The 18,841-nt window shown below is 69.4% G+C and carries 15 protein-coding genes; 11 read left to right on the top strand and 4 right to left on the bottom strand.

Annotated features, from left to right (window positions below):
• Genes G4G00_RS10615 through G4G00_RS10595 form a run of 5 tightly spaced genes read left to right on the top strand, consistent with a single transcriptional unit; the run spans position 1 to position 5,662 of the window.
• Entirely contained in the window at positions 1–972 is a 972-nt protein-coding gene (locus G4G00_RS10615) for a hypothetical protein (protein ID WP_164273287.1), read from the top strand.
• On the top strand, positions 969–2,753 hold the full coding sequence (locus G4G00_RS10610) for a VWA domain-containing protein (protein WP_164273284.1): 1,785 nt from the start codon (positions 969–971) through the stop codon (positions 2,751–2,753). Before G4G00_RS10615 ends, G4G00_RS10610 begins: the two co-directional genes overlap by 4 nt.
• A complete protein-coding gene (locus tag G4G00_RS10605) occupies positions 2,750–3,718 on the top strand; it encodes a radical SAM protein (protein ID WP_164273282.1) in 969 nt (322 codons plus the stop codon). The genes G4G00_RS10610 and G4G00_RS10605 overlap by 4 nt, the downstream gene beginning before the upstream one ends.
• A 2-nt stretch (positions 3,719–3,720) precedes the next feature.
• Positions 3,721–4,302 (top strand): hypothetical protein, encoded by a 582-nt coding sequence (locus G4G00_RS10600; protein ID WP_164273279.1) that lies wholly within the window; start codon positions 3,721–3,723, stop codon positions 4,300–4,302.
• Between the two features lie 10 nt (positions 4,303–4,312).
• Complete coding sequence (locus tag G4G00_RS10595; RefSeq protein ID WP_164273276.1) at positions 4,313–5,662, top strand: AMP-binding protein; 1,350 nt, start codon at positions 4,313–4,315, stop codon at positions 5,660–5,662.
• Positions 5,663–5,666: 4 nt separating this feature from the next.
• Here the strand turns inward: G4G00_RS10595 and G4G00_RS10590 are convergent, their stop codons facing one another.
• On the bottom strand, positions 5,667–6,332 hold the full coding sequence (locus G4G00_RS10590; RefSeq protein WP_164273273.1) for a TraX family protein: 666 nt from the start codon (positions 6,330–6,332) through the stop codon (positions 5,667–5,669).
• Positions 6,333–6,411: 79 nt separating this feature from the next.
• On the opposite strand from G4G00_RS10590, the gene pip reads away from it, so the two are divergent.
• The 6 genes from pip (at position 6,412) to G4G00_RS10560 (ending at position 11,362) form a co-directional block, all read left to right on the top strand.
• A complete protein-coding gene (gene pip / locus G4G00_RS10585; RefSeq protein ID WP_108753208.1) occupies positions 6,412–7,365 on the top strand; it encodes a prolyl aminopeptidase in 954 nt (317 codons plus the stop codon).
• A gap of 359 nt (positions 7,366–7,724) precedes the next feature.
• Positions 7,725–8,021 (top strand): hypothetical protein, encoded by a 297-nt coding sequence (locus G4G00_RS10580; protein ID WP_108753209.1) that lies wholly within the window; start codon positions 7,725–7,727, stop codon positions 8,019–8,021.
• 30 nt (positions 8,022–8,051) lie between these two features.
• On the top strand, positions 8,052–8,789 hold the full coding sequence (locus tag G4G00_RS10575; protein ID WP_164273270.1) for an MgtC/SapB family protein: 738 nt from the start codon (positions 8,052–8,054) through the stop codon (positions 8,787–8,789).
• A gap of 73 nt (positions 8,790–8,862) precedes the next feature.
• Positions 8,863–9,933 carry an ATP-binding protein gene (locus G4G00_RS10570; protein ID WP_108753210.1) on the top strand — a complete coding sequence of 357 codons (1,071 nt, stop codon included), beginning with the start codon at positions 8,863–8,865 and terminating at the stop codon, positions 9,931–9,933.
• Positions 9,911–10,546 (top strand): response regulator, encoded by a 636-nt coding sequence (locus G4G00_RS10565; RefSeq protein WP_108753211.1) that lies wholly within the window; start codon positions 9,911–9,913, stop codon positions 10,544–10,546. The genes G4G00_RS10570 and G4G00_RS10565 overlap by 23 nt, the downstream gene beginning before the upstream one ends.
• A 204-nt stretch (positions 10,547–10,750) precedes the next feature.
• A complete protein-coding gene (locus G4G00_RS10560) occupies positions 10,751–11,362 on the top strand; it encodes a hypothetical protein (RefSeq protein ID WP_159093974.1) in 612 nt (203 codons plus the stop codon).
• Positions 11,363–11,439: 77 nt separating this feature from the next.
• On the opposite strand, the gene G4G00_RS10555 is transcribed toward G4G00_RS10560, so the two are convergent.
• The 3 genes from G4G00_RS10555 to G4G00_RS10545 form a co-directional block, all read right to left on the bottom strand.
• The gene (locus G4G00_RS10555) at positions 11,440–14,670 is read right to left on the bottom strand and encodes a YadA-like family protein (protein WP_164273267.1); all 3,231 of its coding nucleotides are present in this window, start codon (positions 14,668–14,670) and stop codon (positions 11,440–11,442) included.
• Positions 14,671–14,865: 195 nt separating this feature from the next.
• Complete coding sequence (locus tag G4G00_RS10550; RefSeq protein ID WP_164273263.1) at positions 14,866–18,174, bottom strand: ESPR-type extended signal peptide-containing protein; 3,309 nt, start codon at positions 18,172–18,174, stop codon at positions 14,866–14,868.
• A gap of 170 nt (positions 18,175–18,344) precedes the next feature.
• A complete protein-coding gene (locus G4G00_RS10545; protein WP_108753216.1) occupies positions 18,345–18,833 on the bottom strand; it encodes a type 1 fimbrial protein in 489 nt (162 codons plus the stop codon).
• Between the last annotated feature and the right edge of the window lie 8 nt (positions 18,834–18,841).

The raw sequence follows: 18,841 nt of genomic DNA, 5'->3' as shown, positions 1-18,841 counted from the left end.
ATGGTGTCGCCCACTCTGGCGTCGCTGCTGGCATCGCGGCGTGCGCTGTTCAACCAGGCCGTGGCCGATGCACGCCACCGCTGGCCAAGCCTGGACCTGGCCGCGTTCAGTCAGTTCGTGCACGAAACCCTGGATACGCTGTGCCAGGCCGTGGACGGCGAAGACCCGGCGTGCACCGCCCAGGTGTGCGAGGTGGCCTTCGAACTGGGGCTGCAGCTGGTGGCCCATGGCCAGGCCGGGCCGCGTGCGCGCCTGCCCTGGGTCGATGCGGCCTGGTGCACGTTGGCGCCCGCGCTGGCACCGTTGCTGCGGCGTGAACCGCAGGCGGTGCTGGGTACCGTGGCCAACGCCGTACTGCGCATGGCCGAGCAACCCGGCGTACGCGTGGACGCGTGGATTGCCACCGTGGCCGCACACGGTGCGCAGTGCAGCAACGTGCAGCAGCTGCGCGACCTGGGCGCACTGGCGGCCTGGCGCGCGGGCATGGCGCAGCTGCGTGAGCCGGTACTGCAGCAACTGGACAGCCTTCCGCTCGCAGTGACCACCGCGATCATCGGCGCCCCTGCCGTCAGCGTGGACGACCTGCCCGCGCGGCTGCGCGCCGACCGCTGGTACCACCCAGCGCCGAGTGCCGCGGTCGGCCACAGCACGGGCGCCTTCACTGGTCTTGGTGGGTCGTTCAGCACGCCTCCGCTGGTGCGGGCCACGCCGCAGGGCTTTGTCATCCGCAGCGGCGAACAACACTTCCTGCTGCTGGCCGATGCCTTCGGTGCCGCCCTGCTTCCGGCCCATGCAGAAGAGTTCGATGCGGCGCCGGCCGGTGCGCTGCCGGCTGCCACCGCCGCGCGCCTGGCCGAACAGCATCTGCCGCACGCGGCTGCGCGCCATCAGGTGCAGGCCGTGGCCAGTGACGCCGGCATCGTCCTGTTCTCGGCCTGGTCGCATGCGCTGCGCGTGCTGCCACCGCAATGAACCCGCCACCGCTTCCCGGCTCCCTGCTCGCCTGGCAGCAGGCGTGGCCGCAGGCACTGGCCGCCTGGAGCCGGTTCACCCGCCTGCAGGACCCGCGCCTGTGCGACTCGCACGTGCAGGCCGCTGCCGAGGGCTTGACCGGCAGCTTCGCCGCCATCCGCCTGGCCGACCAGCGCATCGTGATTGATCTTGAGCAGGTGCAGCAGCTCGGCCTGCAGCCCTATGCGGTGGAGATCCTGGCGCACGAGATCGGCCACCACGTGCTGGCCCCGGCCACCGCCAGCGACCATGCGCGCATGCTGGCCCGCATCCGCCGCGCGCTGCCGACGCTGGAAGCACACGCGCCGATGGTGGCCAACCTCTACACCGACCTGCTCATCAACGACCGCCTGCAGCGCCAGAACGGCCTGCACATGGATGCCATCTACCGGCGCCTGGCGCAGGCGGCCACCCAGCCGGCATCCACGGTCTGGCAGCTGTACATGGGCATCTACGAGGAACTGTGGCAGCAGCCGCGAGGCGCGCTGGGCGGCTCCCCGGACGATGCGGCCGTGCACGCCGATGCGTGGCTGGGCGCGCGGGTGGTGCGCGTCTACGCCAACGACTGGATGGCCGGTGCCACGCGCTTTGCGACCCTGCTGCTGCCCTGGTTGCTGCAGGCGCAGACCGATGCACGGCTGGACGCCCTGATGGACACCCGGCACGCCGGCCACGGCAGCCAGCCAGCGGGCCTGGGCCAGTTGGATGACGATGAGCTGTCGCCGGTCCTGCACCCGGCACACGACCCGCTCATCACCGGCCAGGCCGATGAAGCGGGCCCAGCGCAAGCACCGCAGGATACGGCGGCCGCCACCTCGCGCGGGCAGATGCGCGAACCGTTCGAATACGGGCAGATCCTGCGCGCGGCCGGGCTGGATCTGGATGACCACCAGATCGCCATCCGCTACTACCGCGAACGCGCGCTTCCGCACCTGATCCGCTACCCCAGCGCGCCACAGCCGCAGGCACTGGAAGCACTGCCCGAAGGCCTGGAACCGTGGGAGCCGGGCGATGCACTGGATGCGGTGGACTGGCTGCAGTCGGTCCTGCAATCGCCGCACCTCATCCCCGGGGTCACCACCGTGCAGCGGGTGTACGGGCTCGCGCCCGGCCGCGAGCCGGCGACCGAACCGATTGATCTGGATCTTTACGTGGACAGCTCGGGCTCGATGCCCAACCCGCAGCAGCACACCTCCTACCTGGCCCTGGCCGGTGCCATCATTGCGTTGTCGGCACTGCGGGCCGGCGCGCGCGTGCAGGCCACGCTGTGGAGCGGCACCCACCAGCACCTGCATACCGATGGCTTCGTGCGCGCCGAAGACCCCATCCTGCACGTGCTGACCGGGTACTTCGGCGGCGCCACCGCCTTCCCGATCCATCGTCTGCGCGACACCTATGCCGCGCGCACGCCGCGCGACCGCGCCGTGCACATCCTGCACATCTCCGACGACGGCATCACCACCATGTTCGACCAGGACGAGCGCGGTGGCAGCGGCTGGGACATCGCCCGCCACGCGCTGCAGGCCGCGCGCGGCGGCGGCACCATGGCGCTGAACCTGTACAGCCCACTGCCGGCACGCTTGGCCGATGCCGCGGCCACCGGCTGGACCGCCGACCTGCTGCGCGCGCGCGACACCGGCTGGGATATCCACGTAGTGCGCGACATGGCCGATCTGCTGCAGTTCGCGCGCGCCTTTGCCCAGCGCCACTACGCGCCGGGCCCGGCCGGTCCACGACCGTGATCGTGCTGTGGCGGCTGACCACGCTGTGCAACCTGGCCTGTGGGTTCTGTGCCTACGATCGCCGTGTCCGCCAGCCCCGCGTGCACATGCCGGCCGCTGAAGTCGAGCGTGTCGCGGGCCTGTTCGTGCGCTACCAGCAGCGCAGCGGCCAGCCGGTACTGCTGAGCTGGCTGGGTGGCGAGCCGCTGCTCTGGCCCGGCCTGCTGCCGCTGTCGCAGCAACTGCGTCGACAGGGCCTGCGGATCAGCATGACCAGTAACGGCACCCGCGCCTGGCAACCGGGTGCTGCGCAGGCGTTGGCCGAGGCCTTCGACGAGATCACCTTCAGCATCGATGCCCCGGGCCCCGTGCACGATGCGCTGCGCGGCTGGCCCGGTGGTGCGCGCAGGCTGGAACAGGCCATCCGCGCCCTGGCTGGCCTACGCCCCAGCGACAACCAGAACCGGCCGCGCCTGCGTGCCAACGTGGTGCTCATGGACCCCACCCTCGAACACTTCTCCGATCTGTGCCTGCAGTTGGCCGCGTGGGGCGTGGATGAGATCACCTTCAACCAGCTGGGTGGCCGCGACCGCCCGCTGTTTCACCGCCAGCACGCGCTGACGGCCGCCGATGTGGCACAGCTGCGTCATGCCCTGCCCGCGCTGGCCGTTCAACTGGCCGAGCGCGGCGTGCAGCTGCATGCCCAGCCGGCCTACCTGGACCGCTTCCATGCCAGCGCCATCGGCGCCGCGCTGCCGGTGCTCGATTGCGAGGCCCGCCGCCCGACCCTGTTCATCGACGAACACGGCCGCATCGGCGCCTGCAGTTTCACCGTCGACACCCACGCCATCGACAGCCGCGACCTGCGCCAGCCCGACGACCTCGATACGCTGCGCGAGCGGCTGCGGCAACAGCGCCTGCAGACGCCGGCCGCGGTCTGCGGTGATTGTCCTTCCACCCAGGTGTTTGCAAAATTCGGAACATGACCATGACCGCTGGCCCCGACCTTGATGTCCTGCTGCGCCGCCTGCTGGAAACCCCGCCGGATTTCCTCGCCGTGCCGCGCCGTGCGGGCCAGGGCGGCGTGCATGTGGCAGCCGTGGTCGGCGATGTGTTCGCCCAGCACGGCCTGGACCTGCCGCCCGCACTGCGTGCCACCCTGTCCGGCGATCTCCCGGGCGTGGGCGCCAACCAGCTCAGCGTGGCCGCCGTTACCGCCTGGCTGATGGCCGACCCGCACTGGCAGCAGATCGCCCTGCAGAAGGAGCGCTGGCAAGGCCTGTTCGCAGACGCCATCCCCGCGTTGGCGGCCAGCGCCCCGGCCGATCAGTTCGTGTTCGAGGCCGACCGCCGCGAAGAACTGGCGCGCACCACCATTGCCCGCCTGGGCCTGCTGCCGGACGGGGAAACCGCCGCCCAGGCCGCCGACCGCCTGGCCCGCATCAGCGGGGTGGAACGGCAGCGCCTGCTCGACGCCAGCCGCGCCACCGAGGCGCGCGCCCGTGCGATCCGCGAGGCGCTGGCGCGCAAGGCCGCCGAAGAATCGGCCGACAAGTGGACGCGCGAGTAAACCGGCGGCGATGAACACCGAACCGACCGATGCCGATCGCTACCCGACCCTGAGCGATGCCGGCCGCGCGATGCTGCGGCACATGCGCGAGCACCCGGCCGCGCCGCTGTTCCGCAACGCCAGCGGCAACCGTCTGTTGGCCGATGAAGTGGCCGCGCTGCGCCGCTACGAACGCGACATCGCCCAGGCGCGGTTCGACTGGCACCCCGGCAGTCCGCCGCCGTGGCTGGACGCGTTTGTGGCAGATACCTTCGCCCAGGTGCCGCATTACCGGGCACTGGGTCGCCCGTCAGCGTTCCAGGACATCCACAGCGTGCACCGCGGCGACCTGGCCGCCGACGTGGCCCGCTTCGTGCCCGACCCGGTGCCGCTGCAGCGGATGATCAACTTCCGCACCACCGGCACCACCGGTCATCCGCTGGTGCTGCCCTCGCATCCGGTGGTGGCCGCGCGCTACCTGGCCTACCACAAGCGCGCGCTGCACCGCTTCGGCCTCACCCTGCAGCACGGCGCCGGGCAGATGGGGGTGATGCTGCTGGGCATGCAGCAGCGCTGCTTCACCTATGTGTCGGTCACCCCCAGCATGGGCGAATCGGGGCTGGCCAAGATCAACCTGCACCCGGACGACTGGCGCCATCCCGATGATCGTGCGCGCTACATCGACCAGATGCAGCCGGAGGTGATCGCTGGCGATCCGATCTCGTTCGCCGCCCTGCTGCAGTTGCCGGTGCAGCACCGCCCGCGTGCGCTGCTGTCGGTGTCGATGGCCTTGTCGCACGGGCTGCGTGCCCAGCTGGCCGAGCGCTTCGGCTGCCCGGTGCTGGATCTGTATTCCATGAACGAGGCTGGGCCGCTGGCGGTGTTCGATGCCGAGGCCGGCGGCCACGTGCTGCTGCAGCCGGGCATGTACGTGGAAATCCTGGATGCCGAGGGCACCGCACTACCGCTCGGGCAGACCGGCGAGATCACGCTCAGCGGCGGCTTCAACTTCTGCCTGCCACTGCTGCGCTACCGCACCGGCGATCGCGGCGCATTGACGATGGCCGGTGACACCCCGATGATTGTCGGGCTGCAGGGGCGCCGCCCCTTGCGCTACCGCACCGCGCAGGGCCAGTGGATCAACAACATCGACCTCACCCATGCGCTGGCGCCGTTGCCGCTGTCACGATTCGTCGTGCACCAGCACGCCGATGGCAGCGTACAGCTGTCGCTGCCGCCGGCCGAACTGCAGCATGCCGACGACGCTGCACGGCGGCTGGCCGCAGCGCTGGTCGGCCAGCCCGTACAGGTCGTTCCGCTGCAGCATGACGGCAAAGTGCTGCAGTACAGCAGCGATCTTGCCGGCAGCCACGCGCAGTAGCCGCTCAGCGCAGCAGCTGCGCGTATGCCGCCAGCACCGCCAGATGCCCGACGTAGTACACGTAGAACCACCAGCGCGTGCGCGCAATGGACCAGGGCCAGCGTGCCATCAGCCACAGCACCGGCACCGCCAGCAGCGCCCACGCGTTGCCGTTGAACCAGCACACTGCGGCCAGCGCCGGCAGCGGCAGCCACCACACCCGGTGGCGGAACGCGATCCAGCACAGCAGCACCAGCCCCACGCCGGCCCAGCGGTAATCCACGAAGAATGGCAGCACGCCCGCGGCCAGCAACAGCGACCACGGTCGATTCCGTGCTAGCGCCTGGATGGCGAGCGCCGCCAAGGCGAAGGTCAGCAGGATGTTCACCGGCAGCCAGCCGCCGAATGCCCAGGCATGCACCGGCTGCGCCAGCACGCCCCACAGCGCCAGGCGGCGGATCGACTTGCCCAGGTCTGCGCCGGGCTGGGCCAGGTTGCAGGCCATCACCGCCGCAAACAGCGGAAACGCGATACGCCCCAGCTCGCTCACCAGCGGCAGGTAGCCGCCATAGACCACCTTGGCCACGTGGTCGCCGGTCATCAACAGCAGCGCCAGCCACTTCAACGCCTCACGCGCGCCGCTGGGCAGCACGTAGGGAACGGTGGTCGGGGCTGTGGTTGCATCCTGCATGGGTGTTGGGTTCCTGGTTACGCCCCAAAATCTTGCCACGGCTGGCTATGCTTGTGCGTCCTGCACGTGAGGCACCGCCATGCGCACCCTGTATCCGTCCATCGAACCCTACCGCCAGCACAGCCTCGCCGTGGATGCCCTGCACACGCTGCATATCGAAGAATGCGGCAACCCACAGGGCCAGCCCGTGGTGTTCCTGCATGGTGGACCCGGTGCGGGCGTTTCGCCGGTGCACCGCCGCTTCTTCGACCCGGCCCGCTACCGCATCGTGCTGATCGACCAGCGTGGCTGTGGCCGCTCCACGCCCTTTGGCGAACTGCGCGACAACACCACCGCGCACCTGGTGGCCGACATCGAGCAGGTGCGCGTTCACCTGGGCATTGAGCGCTGGCTGGTATTCGGTGGCTCGTGGGGGTCCACGCTGGCACTGGCCTATGCGCAGGCGCACCCGCAGCGCGCCACCGGGGTGATCGTTCGCGGGGTCTATCTGGGCCGTGCTGAAGAAAACCGCTGGTTCGCCGAAGCCGACGGCGGCGCCCGCTGGATCTTCCCGGAGCGTTGGGCACGCTACGAGGCCTTCATTCCCGAAGACGAACGGGGCGACATGATCGCGGCGTACTGGAAGCGCCTGGACAGCCCGGACCTCTCCGTTCGCATTGCCGCCGCGCAGGCCTGGCTGGGCTGGGAAGACAACGCGGCCACCCTGCTGCACGACGTCAACGCGGTATCCGATGAAGACCCGCAGCAGACCCTGGCCAAGGCACGCATCGAAGCGCATTACTTCCGCCACAACGCATTCCTGGAACACGGCCAGCTGCTGCGCAACATCGATCGCATCCGTCACCTGCCCGGCATGATCGTGCAGGGCCGCTACGACATCATCTGCCCCGCGCGCAGCGCCTGGGAGCTGGCCCAGGCCTGGCCCGAAGCGCGGCTGGAGATGGTGCTGTCCGGCCACAGCGCCACCGAAGCGGCCACCACCGATGCACTGATCCGCGCCACCGATGCCGCCCTCGGCGGCCACGCCGGCTGACCCCGACACGCCCGTACCGCACACCGCGCCCACCCCGCACACCCGTAGAGTCGAGCTTGCTCGACTGCCGCACGCCAAAAGCCGTCAAGCAAGCCCGACGCTACGAAAACCCCGCCCCCCTCGCACGCGCGGCTATACCCACGTATACCCGCGCTGTACCACGGGCCTCTAGGCCGGGCACGGCCGGCGGCGGACAATACCGGCCTGCATCCACTGCGGAGTCGAAAATGGATCCCGATCCTGTCCGGTGCGCTGCGCGCGCGCCCTGCCCCCTTGTCCCTCTCTGCTGGTGCCTGGCAACCGGTTCGCATCACGTTGCGTGACCGGGGCTGCGGGCATCGCCTGCCCGGAGCCCGCCCATGTCCTACAAGATCCTCTACATCACCCTGCGCCGTCTGATCGGCGAACGCGCAGTACCAGCGCTGCGCAGCCAGTTGCTGCAGCACGGCCCGGTGCTGTTCGCGCGTGCGCTGGCGCTGGGCTCACCGCGCGTGGTGGCCGACGCCCTTTCGCTGCTGCCCATGGGCGAACGCATCACCGTACTTCGCCACCTGCCCGCGCCGCTGCGCGAAACCATGAAGCCGCTGTGCATCGGCAGCAGCCCGCGCGTCCGCCTGCAGCTGTGCGTCGCCGCATTCGTGCTTCATCACTCATGACCGGCTCCGATCCGTGGAGGGCTACACCCCATGAACCTCGATCTGCACCTGCCGACATTCGATGCCGGCGCCACCCTGGCATCCCTGCTCAGCCTGTCCACCGCCTTCGTGCTGGGTGGCGCCATCGGCCTGGAACGGCAGGTGCGCCAGCGCACCGCCGGTCTGCGTACCAACACCCTGGTCGCGGTGAGCGCCGCGGTATTCGTCGATCTGGCCGTGCGCTATCACGGCCTGCACGGCGGCACGCCTTCGCCGCTGCACGTGGTCGCCTACGTGATTTCCGGCGTGGGCTTCCTCGGTGCCGGCGCCATCATGAAGGACGGCGCCCAGATATCGGGCCTGAACACCGCCGCCACGCTGTGGGGTTCGGCCGCGGTCGGGGCCTGTGCAGGGCTGAAGCTGTTCCCCGAAGCGTTGCTGGCCGCCGTCTTCGTCCTCGCCTCGAACACCCTGCTGCGGCCGGTGGTCAACCGCATCCAGCGCCAGCCGCTGCCGGAAGCCTTCAGCGAAGCAACCTACGCCATCAACGTGGTGTGCCAGCGCGAGCAGCAGGCCGAGGTGCTGGACCGTCTGCTGCTGTTGCTGGAACAGGCCCAGTACCCGGTGCGTGCGGTGGACCAGCGCCCGTTCGGCGAGCGCGACGTGGAAATCGAAGCGGTGCTCTACGCCACCACCGTCGATGGAACCGAACTGGACGCCGTACTGGCCGAACTGGCGGCGCAACCGGGCATGTTGCAGGGGTTCTGGAATGCCACTCTGGAAGAATGACGTGCACGCGCCCCACCAGCGCCCCCAGCCCGCTTTGCTATCCTCGCGCCTGCCCGCCCGGGAACCGTTGCCGATGCCCCGCCCCCCGCTCCGCCGCCCGCTGGCCCACCTGGCCCTGATCGTCGCGATGGCGGCGATCTTCCTGGTGGACACCTTCAGCGACTATGCCGTCGCTGCCGCCTGCTTCTACGCCGCGCTGATCCTGGCCATGTCGCGGCGGCTGCTGCCCCGCCCCCTGTTGGGCCTGGCCCTGGCCTGCGTCGCGTTGACCATCGCCAGCTTCCTGCTCACCCGCGCCGGGGCCTATCGCATCGGGCTGGTGAACACCGCCATCGGCATCCTGGTCATCGGCATCACCACCTATCTGTCGCTGAAGATGGAAGCGGCCAAGGCCGCCGTGCAGGACGCGCAGACGCGGCTGCTGCGGGTGGCCCGTGCGTCTACCGTGGGCGAGCTGACCACGTCCATCGCGCACGAAGTGAACCAGCCGCTGGCCGCCATCGCAAGCAGTGCCGAGGCCGCCCAGCGCTGGCTGGCCCAACAGCCGGCCAACGTGGAGCGGGCGCAGCAGGCACTGGCGCGGATCCTGGCCGACGCGCACCGCGCCAGTGACGTGATCGCCCGGGTGCGCGGGCTGACCCGCGGCGCTGCGCCACAGCGCGAAGTGTTCGACCTGAACCAGGCCGTGCAGGACATGCTTGCCCTGTCGCAAGCCGAACTGGAGCGCCAGCACATCACCGTGGCCACGCTGCTCGACCCGGCCCTGCCCACGGTGCTGGCTGATCGCGTGCAGGTGCAGCAGGTGATCGGCAACCTGCTGCTGAACGCCATCGAAGCCATGGCCAACACGCCGCTGCCCGAGCGCCGCCTGTCGGTGCTCACCCACGCCCGCGACCAGCACGTGCGCCTGAGCGTGCGCGACCGGGGCGCCGGCCTGCCCAGCGAAGCGATCGAACAGGTGTTCGATGCATTCTGGACCACCAAGCCCGACGGCCTGGGGCTGGGGCTCAGCCTGAGCCGCAGCATGCTGGAAGCCAATGGCGGCCGCATCCACGCCGAGCGCGCCAGTGGCGGCGGCGCGTGCTTCATCATCGAACTGCCTGCCATGGAGGACGCCGCACATGACCCGCACCGCGCAGACTGAACCCGATGCCGTGGTCTACGTCGTGGATGACGACGCTTCGGTGCGTGCGGCATTGGAGGATCTGCTGGCCTCGATGGGGCTGCAGGTGCGCAGCTTTGCTTCAACCCAGGCGTTCCTGGACGCGGCGCGCGACGATGCGCCGGCGTGCCTGGTGCTGGACGTGCGCATGCCCGGCCAGAGCGGCCTGGACTTCCACCGGCAGATGGCCGCCCACGGCCTGCACCTGCCGGTGGTGTTCATCACCGGCCACGGCGACATCGCCATGGGTGTGAACGCCATCAAGGACGGCGCGCTGGAGTTCCTGACCAAGCCGTTCCGCGACCAGCAGTTGCTGGATGCCATCCAGAAAGGCATCGCGCAGGACCGGCAGCGCCGTAGCGAGCACAGCGAAGCGGCCGCCCTGCAGGCACGCTGGGCTACCCTCAGCGCCGGCGAGCGCGAGGTCGCCCAGGGCGTGGTTGCCGGCCGCTTGAACAAACAGATCGCCGCCGATCTGGGCGTCAGCGAAATCACGGTCAAGGTCCGGCGCGGCCAACTGATGCGCAAGCTGGGCGCACGCACCCTGGTCGACCTGGTCCGCCTCTACGATCGCCTGAGCGCCGAACGCCCGTAGAGTCGAGCTTGCTCGACTGCCACACGCCAAAACCCCACCGGTAGAGTCGAGCTTGCTCGACTGCTCCACGCGAAAAGCCGTCGAGCACGCTCAACGCTACGAAGCCACTGCACGCCCACGGTGCTTCAATTCCGGACCGGTCCTAATTCAGCGAACGGCCGCAACACCTAGCATCGCCGCTGACTCTTGCTTCCGGAGGCACCCATGCGTGCCCAACCTCGGCGCTGCGCACTGCTTGCGCTGGCCTGCAGCGCGGCGTTGCTCGTGACCGCACACCTCGCTTCCGATGCTGATCCCACGCCCATCGTGCGCGCCGCACTGCAGCGTGACGACCTGCTGTGCCTGGGGCTCACACAATGGCCGCTTGATGTCGTCCAGGAAGGCCCACAGGCCCGCCAGGCGGCCGCACTGGCTGCACTTGGATTGCTGCTGTCCGAAGAGATGGAGCTGGATCCATTGGCGGACGGCCATCGGGTCATGGGTATCCGCTATGTTCCAGCGGACGCTGCCACCCCGTATCTGCATACGCGCAGCATCGAACAACCCACGCTGATGGGCACCGAGGCGCGGGCCCTGCAGGACATCTGCTGGGGCCGCAAGGCGTTGGATGCCGTCACCGAGTGGACAACGACCACGCCGCCGTTCGTGCGCGGTCGCGCGGTGTACAGCTACCACCTTGAACTGGCGCCGTGGGCTACGCACCCCCGTGTGCTTGAAGCGTTCCCCGGTATTGGCCACGCGCAGTCCCAGGCCTTACACCCAGCCATTCTGAACCTGCAGCAGGACAGTCGTGGCTGGCGCGCCGTGCCCGAATAAGCCACACAGCGCATGCACCGAAACGCAGAACAGCGCCCGAAGGCGCTGTTCTGCGTTTTTCGTCAATGTGTCTGGGCTCAGTCGAACGCCATGCCAAAGCCAATGTTGAACAACGCTTGGTCACCCCGCGACATGGCCACACCGGCATTGAGGTTGAATCGACCGGACCGGCTCCAGCGCGACACACCCAGCGCGAAGGCCGATTCCCCCCGGTAGGTCGCCGTACCCAGGTTCAGTGTCACTTTCCCCGGCAGATTAGGCGTGACCTGCACCAGCGCCGCCGAGGCGGCGATACCGCGATTGATCTGTCGCGACATGTGCGACGCCTTTGCGCCAATGGCCTGCTCCATCGCTTCAACGCGCTGGTCGGTGTAACGATTCACCGACGCCATCTGCTCCTGCAGCTGCGCCACGTTGACCGCGTCGGTATCGGCGCTGCCAGCGGCAACATGGGCAATCTGGCGCTCGCCCCCGGCGTGCCCGACCGACACGCTGTCAGCGCGATCGGCGATGGCATCGGAACCGAGCGCAACGCTGTTGTCTGCATTCGCCTGCGCGCCGGAACCGGCGGCCACGGCGCCCTGGCCCGTGGCTTCAGCCGGCGCACCCTTGGCCACCAGCGCCTCGTTGCCGGTAGCGCCGTAGTACGGCAGATCCGACCCCGCCCCGTCGCCCGGTTGGCCTTCCAGAACCCCGACACGATCCTGCAGTCCATCCAACTGGCGGCCGATGCCTTCGCCTATGGCCGACAACTGGCCACCATTGACCGACTCGCGACTGCCCAGCTGTACGCGACCGTCGGCGACGTTGGCCAGCACGGTGCCTGCGGCCCCACCGAACATCACCTGGCTGCGATCGCTGCCCGCCACATAGCCAACCGTCTCCTGGACATCACCATTGTCGCCCACCAGCCCCGCCTGCTTCAGCTGGCGCAGATTGATGGCGTCGGTGTCGTCGCTCGCATCGGCCACGTGGGTGACCTGGCGCTCGGCACCATCACTCCCGATCGATACGGCGTTGGCACGGTCGGCCACCGACCCTGCGCCTAGTGCAATGGAACCGTCCACAGAAGCCTGTGCGCCCTGACCCAACGCGATGGCCCCGGCACCGTCGGCCTGCGCCGACGCGCCGATGGCCAGCGCCGCCACGCCGCTGATGGACGCGTCGTCGCTGCCATCACCACGACCATCGACCTTCAGATAGCGGCTGTCCTCCGGCTGCGCCGCCGCCAGGCCATCCTGCATCTGTGCCAGTGTCACTGCATCGGTTGCGTCATCGGCAGCAGCCACGCCCTTCAACTGCCGCGCGCCCGTCGCCCCCGCAAGGTCGACCACGCCACCGGCACGGCCAGCCGCCACCGCAATGTTGCCGCTGGCGGCATCCTGGCGTACCAGGCCTGCGTCGCCGTCATTCCACGCATCGATCTGGCGCTGCGTGTCCAGCACGTCGTCTTCGCTGTGGTTGACGCGCTGGTCCAGCAGCTGCAGCTGCCCGTCCACTGCACCCAGCGCGGAACCCGCATCGTGGAAACGGCTGCCCTGCACGACATAGGTCGGGCCTGTCACGATACCGGTGGCCGCGTCCACCTGCGCACCGCCACCGAGGGCGGCGACCGTGGCCTGCAACTGCTGCAGGTTGATCACATCGGTCGCGTCAGTGCCGTTGGCCACGTTGATCAACTGGCGCGCACCCGCAGTACCGCCACCAATCGACAACACCTGGTCGCGATCGGCAACCGAGCCTGCGCCCAGCGCCACTGTATTCTCGCCGTTGGCGCGCGCACCGGCACCGATGGCCACGCTGCTCTGCCCCGCTGCACGGGCGTCGGCACCCAGGGCCATCGAATGCTGGCCGCCTGCTGCCGCCGCACTACCCAGCGCCGTGCTACCGATCCCGCCCGTGGTCGCGGGCGCATCGGCGTCACCGGCGGCGGCCTGGAAGTAGCGCTGGGCGACTACCATATCGCTTCCAAGGTCGGCCAGTGCGGCACGCTGCGTGCGGTCTTCCGCATCCAGTGCGTGCAGCGCGTCACCGGTGCTGTGCAAGGTGGCACCCAGCACATTGAAGTCCGGAGCCCGCAACGTACCATCTGCGGCCACGCCCGCGCCTGCACCCAGCGCCGTTGCCACACTGGCCACGGCGGCGTCGGCCTGCGCCTTGTTGATGGCCTCGTCGCCGGCGGCCGCATCGGCAACACCGCCCAGACGGCGGGCACCCGCCGTTCCAGCCATGCCAATGGCGGCGCCATCACGATCCGCGCCGACGGTCAGGTCGGCGCTGGCCGTGGCCTGCTGGACCATGCCAACGGTGCCCTGGCGGATGCGCGCATGCAGATCATTCACCGATACCTCTACGCTGGACAGCCCGCCGTCCAGCGCGGTAAGCGCGCTGCCGATGCTGGTATGGGTTCCGCCGTGGGCGAGATCGAAGCCGGGCGCGATGACAGTGCCATCGGCCGACAACGCGCCACCGGTCGCCTGCAGAAGTCCCTGCAGCTGCTGCACGCTGACCGCGTCATTATCCTGGGTGCCAGCGGCCATGTTCTCGATGCCACGGCGTGCGGTGGTCGAGCCCAGCGCAACCGTAGCGTTGCCACGGCTAACCGAACCGGCGCCGATGGCAACACTGTTGGCATGCGTCGCGCGGGCACCTGCGCCGATCGCCGAGGAATACTGCCCGGTTGCCGTCGCTGCGCGGCCGAGAGCGATGCCTCGCTCGCCCGTGGCCACCGCCGCTGAACCCAATGCGGTTACCACCGTACCGGCGCCATTGGCCTGGAAGCCGATCGCGGTCGCGTTCCAGGTGGTGCGGGTGCTGGCGCCCAGCGAGGTCGCGCCGCTGGTACCCGAGCCGTTCTGGCTGTCGGACGTGGCACCGTAGCCGATCGAGACGGCGTTGGTGCCGGCGGCCAGCGTGTTGCTGCCCAGTGCGATGGCACCGTTGTTGGCGCCATTGCTGGCCGGTCGTGCAACGGCATTGCTGCCGATGGCAATCATGTTGATACCGTTGACGCTGGCGGCCGTGGCGTTGCTGCCGGCGTTGACCACCAGCAGGCTGTCATCGGTTGCGGCCAGCGGCAGGACGCCACGCAGCGCAGCCGGGTCCACGCAGGTGCCCTCCTGCAACTCGTGCGATGCGCTGCACAGTGCCTGCTGGATGTTGTTGGCCAGCACGTTCGGAGCAATCATCGCGAGCAGTACGGCGGCAACGCCCGCGCTCATGCGACGGCGACGGCCCTGGGCCAGTTCCGAGGCGACGACCCACTTGCCGGTGGCCGCGTTCCAGACAATGCGATAGATGCAGTTCATGGTCGTTCTCCGAGGGCGGGACGCCCGTTGGGGGTAGGCAGCAGGTCGTTGCAGCCATGACTGGATGCTAGGCAAGCGCCCCCCGCTGGCGTATCGGACGCGGCCTAAAGCGCGCCCGGATACACCCGTGGAATGGTTTGTGATTCAGCAGGTTGCGGCGGGGTGCGCGCTGAACTGGCGCACCCCGCGCCGGTCTCAGTCGCCCAGCACCACGCCGACGCCCATGCGGAAGATCGGCTTGTCGCCGCGCGCCATGGACGCGCCACCGTTGACATTGACGCGCCCGTTGTCGCTCCAGCGCGACACGCCCACGCCCATCGCTGTTTCGCTGCGGTAATTGGCCAGGTTGGCGTTGATGGTGGTCTTGCCCGGCAGGTACGGCGTCATCGGTGCCAGCGCAGCGGCTGCGGCGATGCCCCGGTTGGCCTGGCGGTTGACCTGGTCCAGGCGCTGCTCCATGCCGCTCCAGGCATCCTGCACACGCTCGTCGGCATAGGCCTTGGCGTCGTGCACACCCTGTTGCAGCTGGCCCACGTTCACCGCATCGGTGGCCTGCACGCCGGCCGCCACGTGGGTGATCTGGCGCTCGCCGCCTTCGCGGCCGACCGACACGCTGTTGTCGCGGTCGGCCAGCGAACCGGCACCCAGCGCAACGCTGTTGTCAGCTCGGGCCTCTGCACCGGCACCCGCCGCCACGCTGCCCTGGCCGACGGCCTGGGCCGGGTTGTCACCGGCCTGATCGCCGGGCTGCGGATTCGCACCGTAGTACGGCGGATTGCCGCCGCTGCCACCGCCGGCATCGCCGGCTTCCAGGGCACCGACGCGGCCATCCAGATCGCCGATGCGGCCCTGCAGCTGGTCGCGCAGCGCGGCCAACTGGCCACCGTTCACGGCCTCGCGGCTGCCTGCACCCACACGACCATCGGCCACGTTGGTCAGTACGGTGCCATTGGTCCCATCGAAGGTGACCTGTGCACGCTGGCTGCCGGCATCGTAGGTCACCGCATCCAGCATCTGCCCGCCATCGCCGACCAGCCCGGCCGCCTTGAGCTGGCGCAGGTTCACCGCATCGGTATCCTCGCTGCCATCGGCCACATGGGTGATCTGGCGTTCGGCACCAACCGCACCGACCGACACGCTGTTGGCGCGATCGGCAACGGCGCCCGCGCCCAGCGCCACGCTGTTGTCAGCCTGTGCCACCGCACCCTGGCCCAACGCCACGCTGCCCGCACCATTGGCCTGGGCCGATGCACCTACCGCCATCGCGCCCTGCCCGTTGGCCTGCGCATCATCACTGCCATCGCCTGCACCATCCACCCGCACATAGCGGTTGCCGGTGGCACGAAGGTCATCGACGGCCGAGGCCAGCTGGCCCAGGTTCACCGCATCATTGGCGTCGGTGCCCGCGGCCACGCCCTTGAGCTGGCGTTCGCCGTCGGTACCGCGCAGGTCCACCACGGTGCCACCGGTACCGGCACCGATCGTCACAGCCGCGTCCGCAGCCGCCTGCTGCACCAGGCCGGCTTCGCCATTGCCCAGTTCCACCAGCTGCTGGCGCAACTGGGTGATATCGCCTTCGTTGCGGGTCACGCGGCCATCGATCACGGTCAGGCCACCATCCACCGAAGACAGCGCATCGCCCACGTTGTCGAAGGTCTGGCCCTCCACGCTGTACTGCGGGCCGGTTACCGTGCCGGTCGATGCATTGTGCGCGGCGCCGCCGCCCAGGCCATCGATGACCGGAAGCAGCTGCTGCACGTTCACCGCATCCGCCGCGTCGGTACCGTTGGCCACGTTGATGACCTGGCGGGTGCCGTTACCGCCCATGCCCCAGCCAACCGACACGACGTTGTCGCGGTCTGCTACCGCCTCAGCACCCAGCGCAACCGAATTCTCACCCGTGGCGCGCGCATTCGCACCCAGGGCAATCGCACCGTCACCCTTGCTCGCGCGCGCACCCCAGCCGATGGCCACGCCGTGTTCAGCGCTGGCGGCTGCACTGGCACCCGCCGCGATGCTGCCCGAACCCGTTGCAGCCGCCTCGTCGGCCACGCCCGAACCGTCCGCCTTGAAGTAGCGGCTGCCTGCATCCAGTGCGTCGCGCAGGTCGGCCAGGTCCTGGCCGGTGCCGCCGACACGGCCGTCCAGCGCCGTCAATGCATCGCCCACGTTACCGTAGTTGCTGCCACCCACGGTGTAGGTGGGTGCACCGATGCGCCCCTGCGCATCGGCAACGCTGCCACCGCCGAGCGCATCGGCCACCGACGCCGAGGATGCCTGCAGCTGCGCCAGCGTCACGGCTTCGTCGGCCGAGGCGGCATCGGCCACGCCACGGAGGCGACGCGCCCCGGCAGTGCCACTGAAGTCCACCGCCGCACCGTCGGTGCTGGCGCCCACGGTCAACTCGGCACCCGGTGCCGCCTGCTGCACCAGGCCCACGGTGCCGTTGTCCAGCGAAGTGCTCAACTGGTTCAGGGTCGTGGTGGTGGTGGTCAGGCCATCGTCCAGCGCTTCCAGCGCGCTGCCAACGGTGGTGTGGGTGCCGCCATGGCCGAGCACATAGCTGGGCGCAGTGATGCTGCCGTTGGCGGCAACGTCGGCGCCGCCGCCCAGCGCCTGCACGCCCGCGCGCAGCTGCTGCACGATCACCGCATCATTGGCCTGCGTACCCGCGGCAACATTGACGACCTGGCGGCGCAGCGTTGCGCTGCCGACCGACACCGTATTGGCGCGGTTGGCGACCGACGCACGGCCGATCGCCACCGCACCGGCAGCCGTGACCTGCGACGAACCGCCGAGGGCGACGCCGCCTTCGGCGCTAGCCGAACTGTTGTCACCCATCGCCACTGCTTCGGAAGCGCTGCCGCGCGCGCCGCGGCCCACGGCCACCGCCCCCGAGCCGCTGGCATTGGTGTTGTAGCCCACGGCCACGCTGTTCCAGCCGCCGGCGTTGGCATTGGCGCCCACGGCCAGCGAGCCTGCCGCGCCCTGTGCGTTCTGGCTGTTGGCGCTGGCGCCCATGCCGATGGCCACCGCATTGTTGCCTTGGGTGCTGGCGTTGGCGCCCATGGCGATGGCGTTGTCGGCGTTGCCGTCCGCATCGGCCAATGCGCGTGCGTTGTTGCCGATGGCGATCGCGCCCACCCCTGCGGCCGTGGCGGCGGCACCCGAGCCATTCACCTTCACATACTGGTCGTCGACGGCGGCCTGCACACCGATGGTGCGGGCCTGCGGCGACACCCCGGCGCCAGCCTCGGCATCGGCATCAGCCGCGACGCAGCGGCCCTGCGCATCGAGCACGCCCGGCTGGCCCTGGTCCAGGACACAGGTGGTGCCGTTGTCCTCGGCCGCCCACAGCGGCACGGCGAGCGTCAGCAGGCCCAGCGCAGCAAGTGCGCGTGCAGCCCCCTTGGTGCCCTTCTTGCTGCGGCCCGTGGCCAGTTCCGAGGCGACCACCCACTTGCCGATGGCCGCATTCCAGACAATCCGATAGATGCTGTTCATGAAATTCTCCGTAGGCGAAGTGCCTGGTTGGTCGAACGGGTCGAAAGGCGGCCAGGGCCGCGTCCACGGGGAAAATCGTAGGAAAGACAAGGCCCGGGCCGAATCGGACCGGGCCTAATTGCGGTGTGGCGTGGCAAACGCGTGGGCGGCGTTCAGCGCAATGAGGAGGGCTAGTTGTAGGTCATCGAGACCGTGATCGGCCGGCTGACCGTACCCGCGGACACCGCGGCCGCGCTCTGTACGAAGCGCGCACGGAACGCATGGGTGCCGGCCGCAGTGGTCATCTGCGTCCATCCTCCCGGCCGCAGACGTGCCCCGCTGCTGGTGCGCTGCAGTTCAATGCCGATGCCGGCAACGCCCTGGAACAGGGTCGCATCGTTGACGTCGGCACTGCCGTCGAAGTGCAGCCCGACGCGGGTGATCAACGGATCGCACTGGCTGACCACCACGTTGACGTTCTGGAACGGCGTAGTGAACGCACCGGTGAACTGGGTCGACTGGTAGGTGCCAAGGTCGACGTCGGCCACGGCGATCCGGCATACCCCGGGCAGGATGGTGCCGGTGACGTTGAAATTGGTGGTGGTGGCGGTCTGTGCCTGCGCGGCAGCAGCGCACAGCAACAGGCCGGACATCAGCAACAGGGAGCGGAAACGACGCATGGCGGGCC

Source organism: Stenotrophomonas sp. B1-1, assembly GCF_010894375.1.
GTDB lineage: Bacteria > Pseudomonadota > Gammaproteobacteria > Xanthomonadales > Xanthomonadaceae > Stenotrophomonas.
The sequence above is the reverse complement of the archived record's forward strand: the minus strand, read 5'-3'. Positions and strand labels throughout refer to the sequence as shown.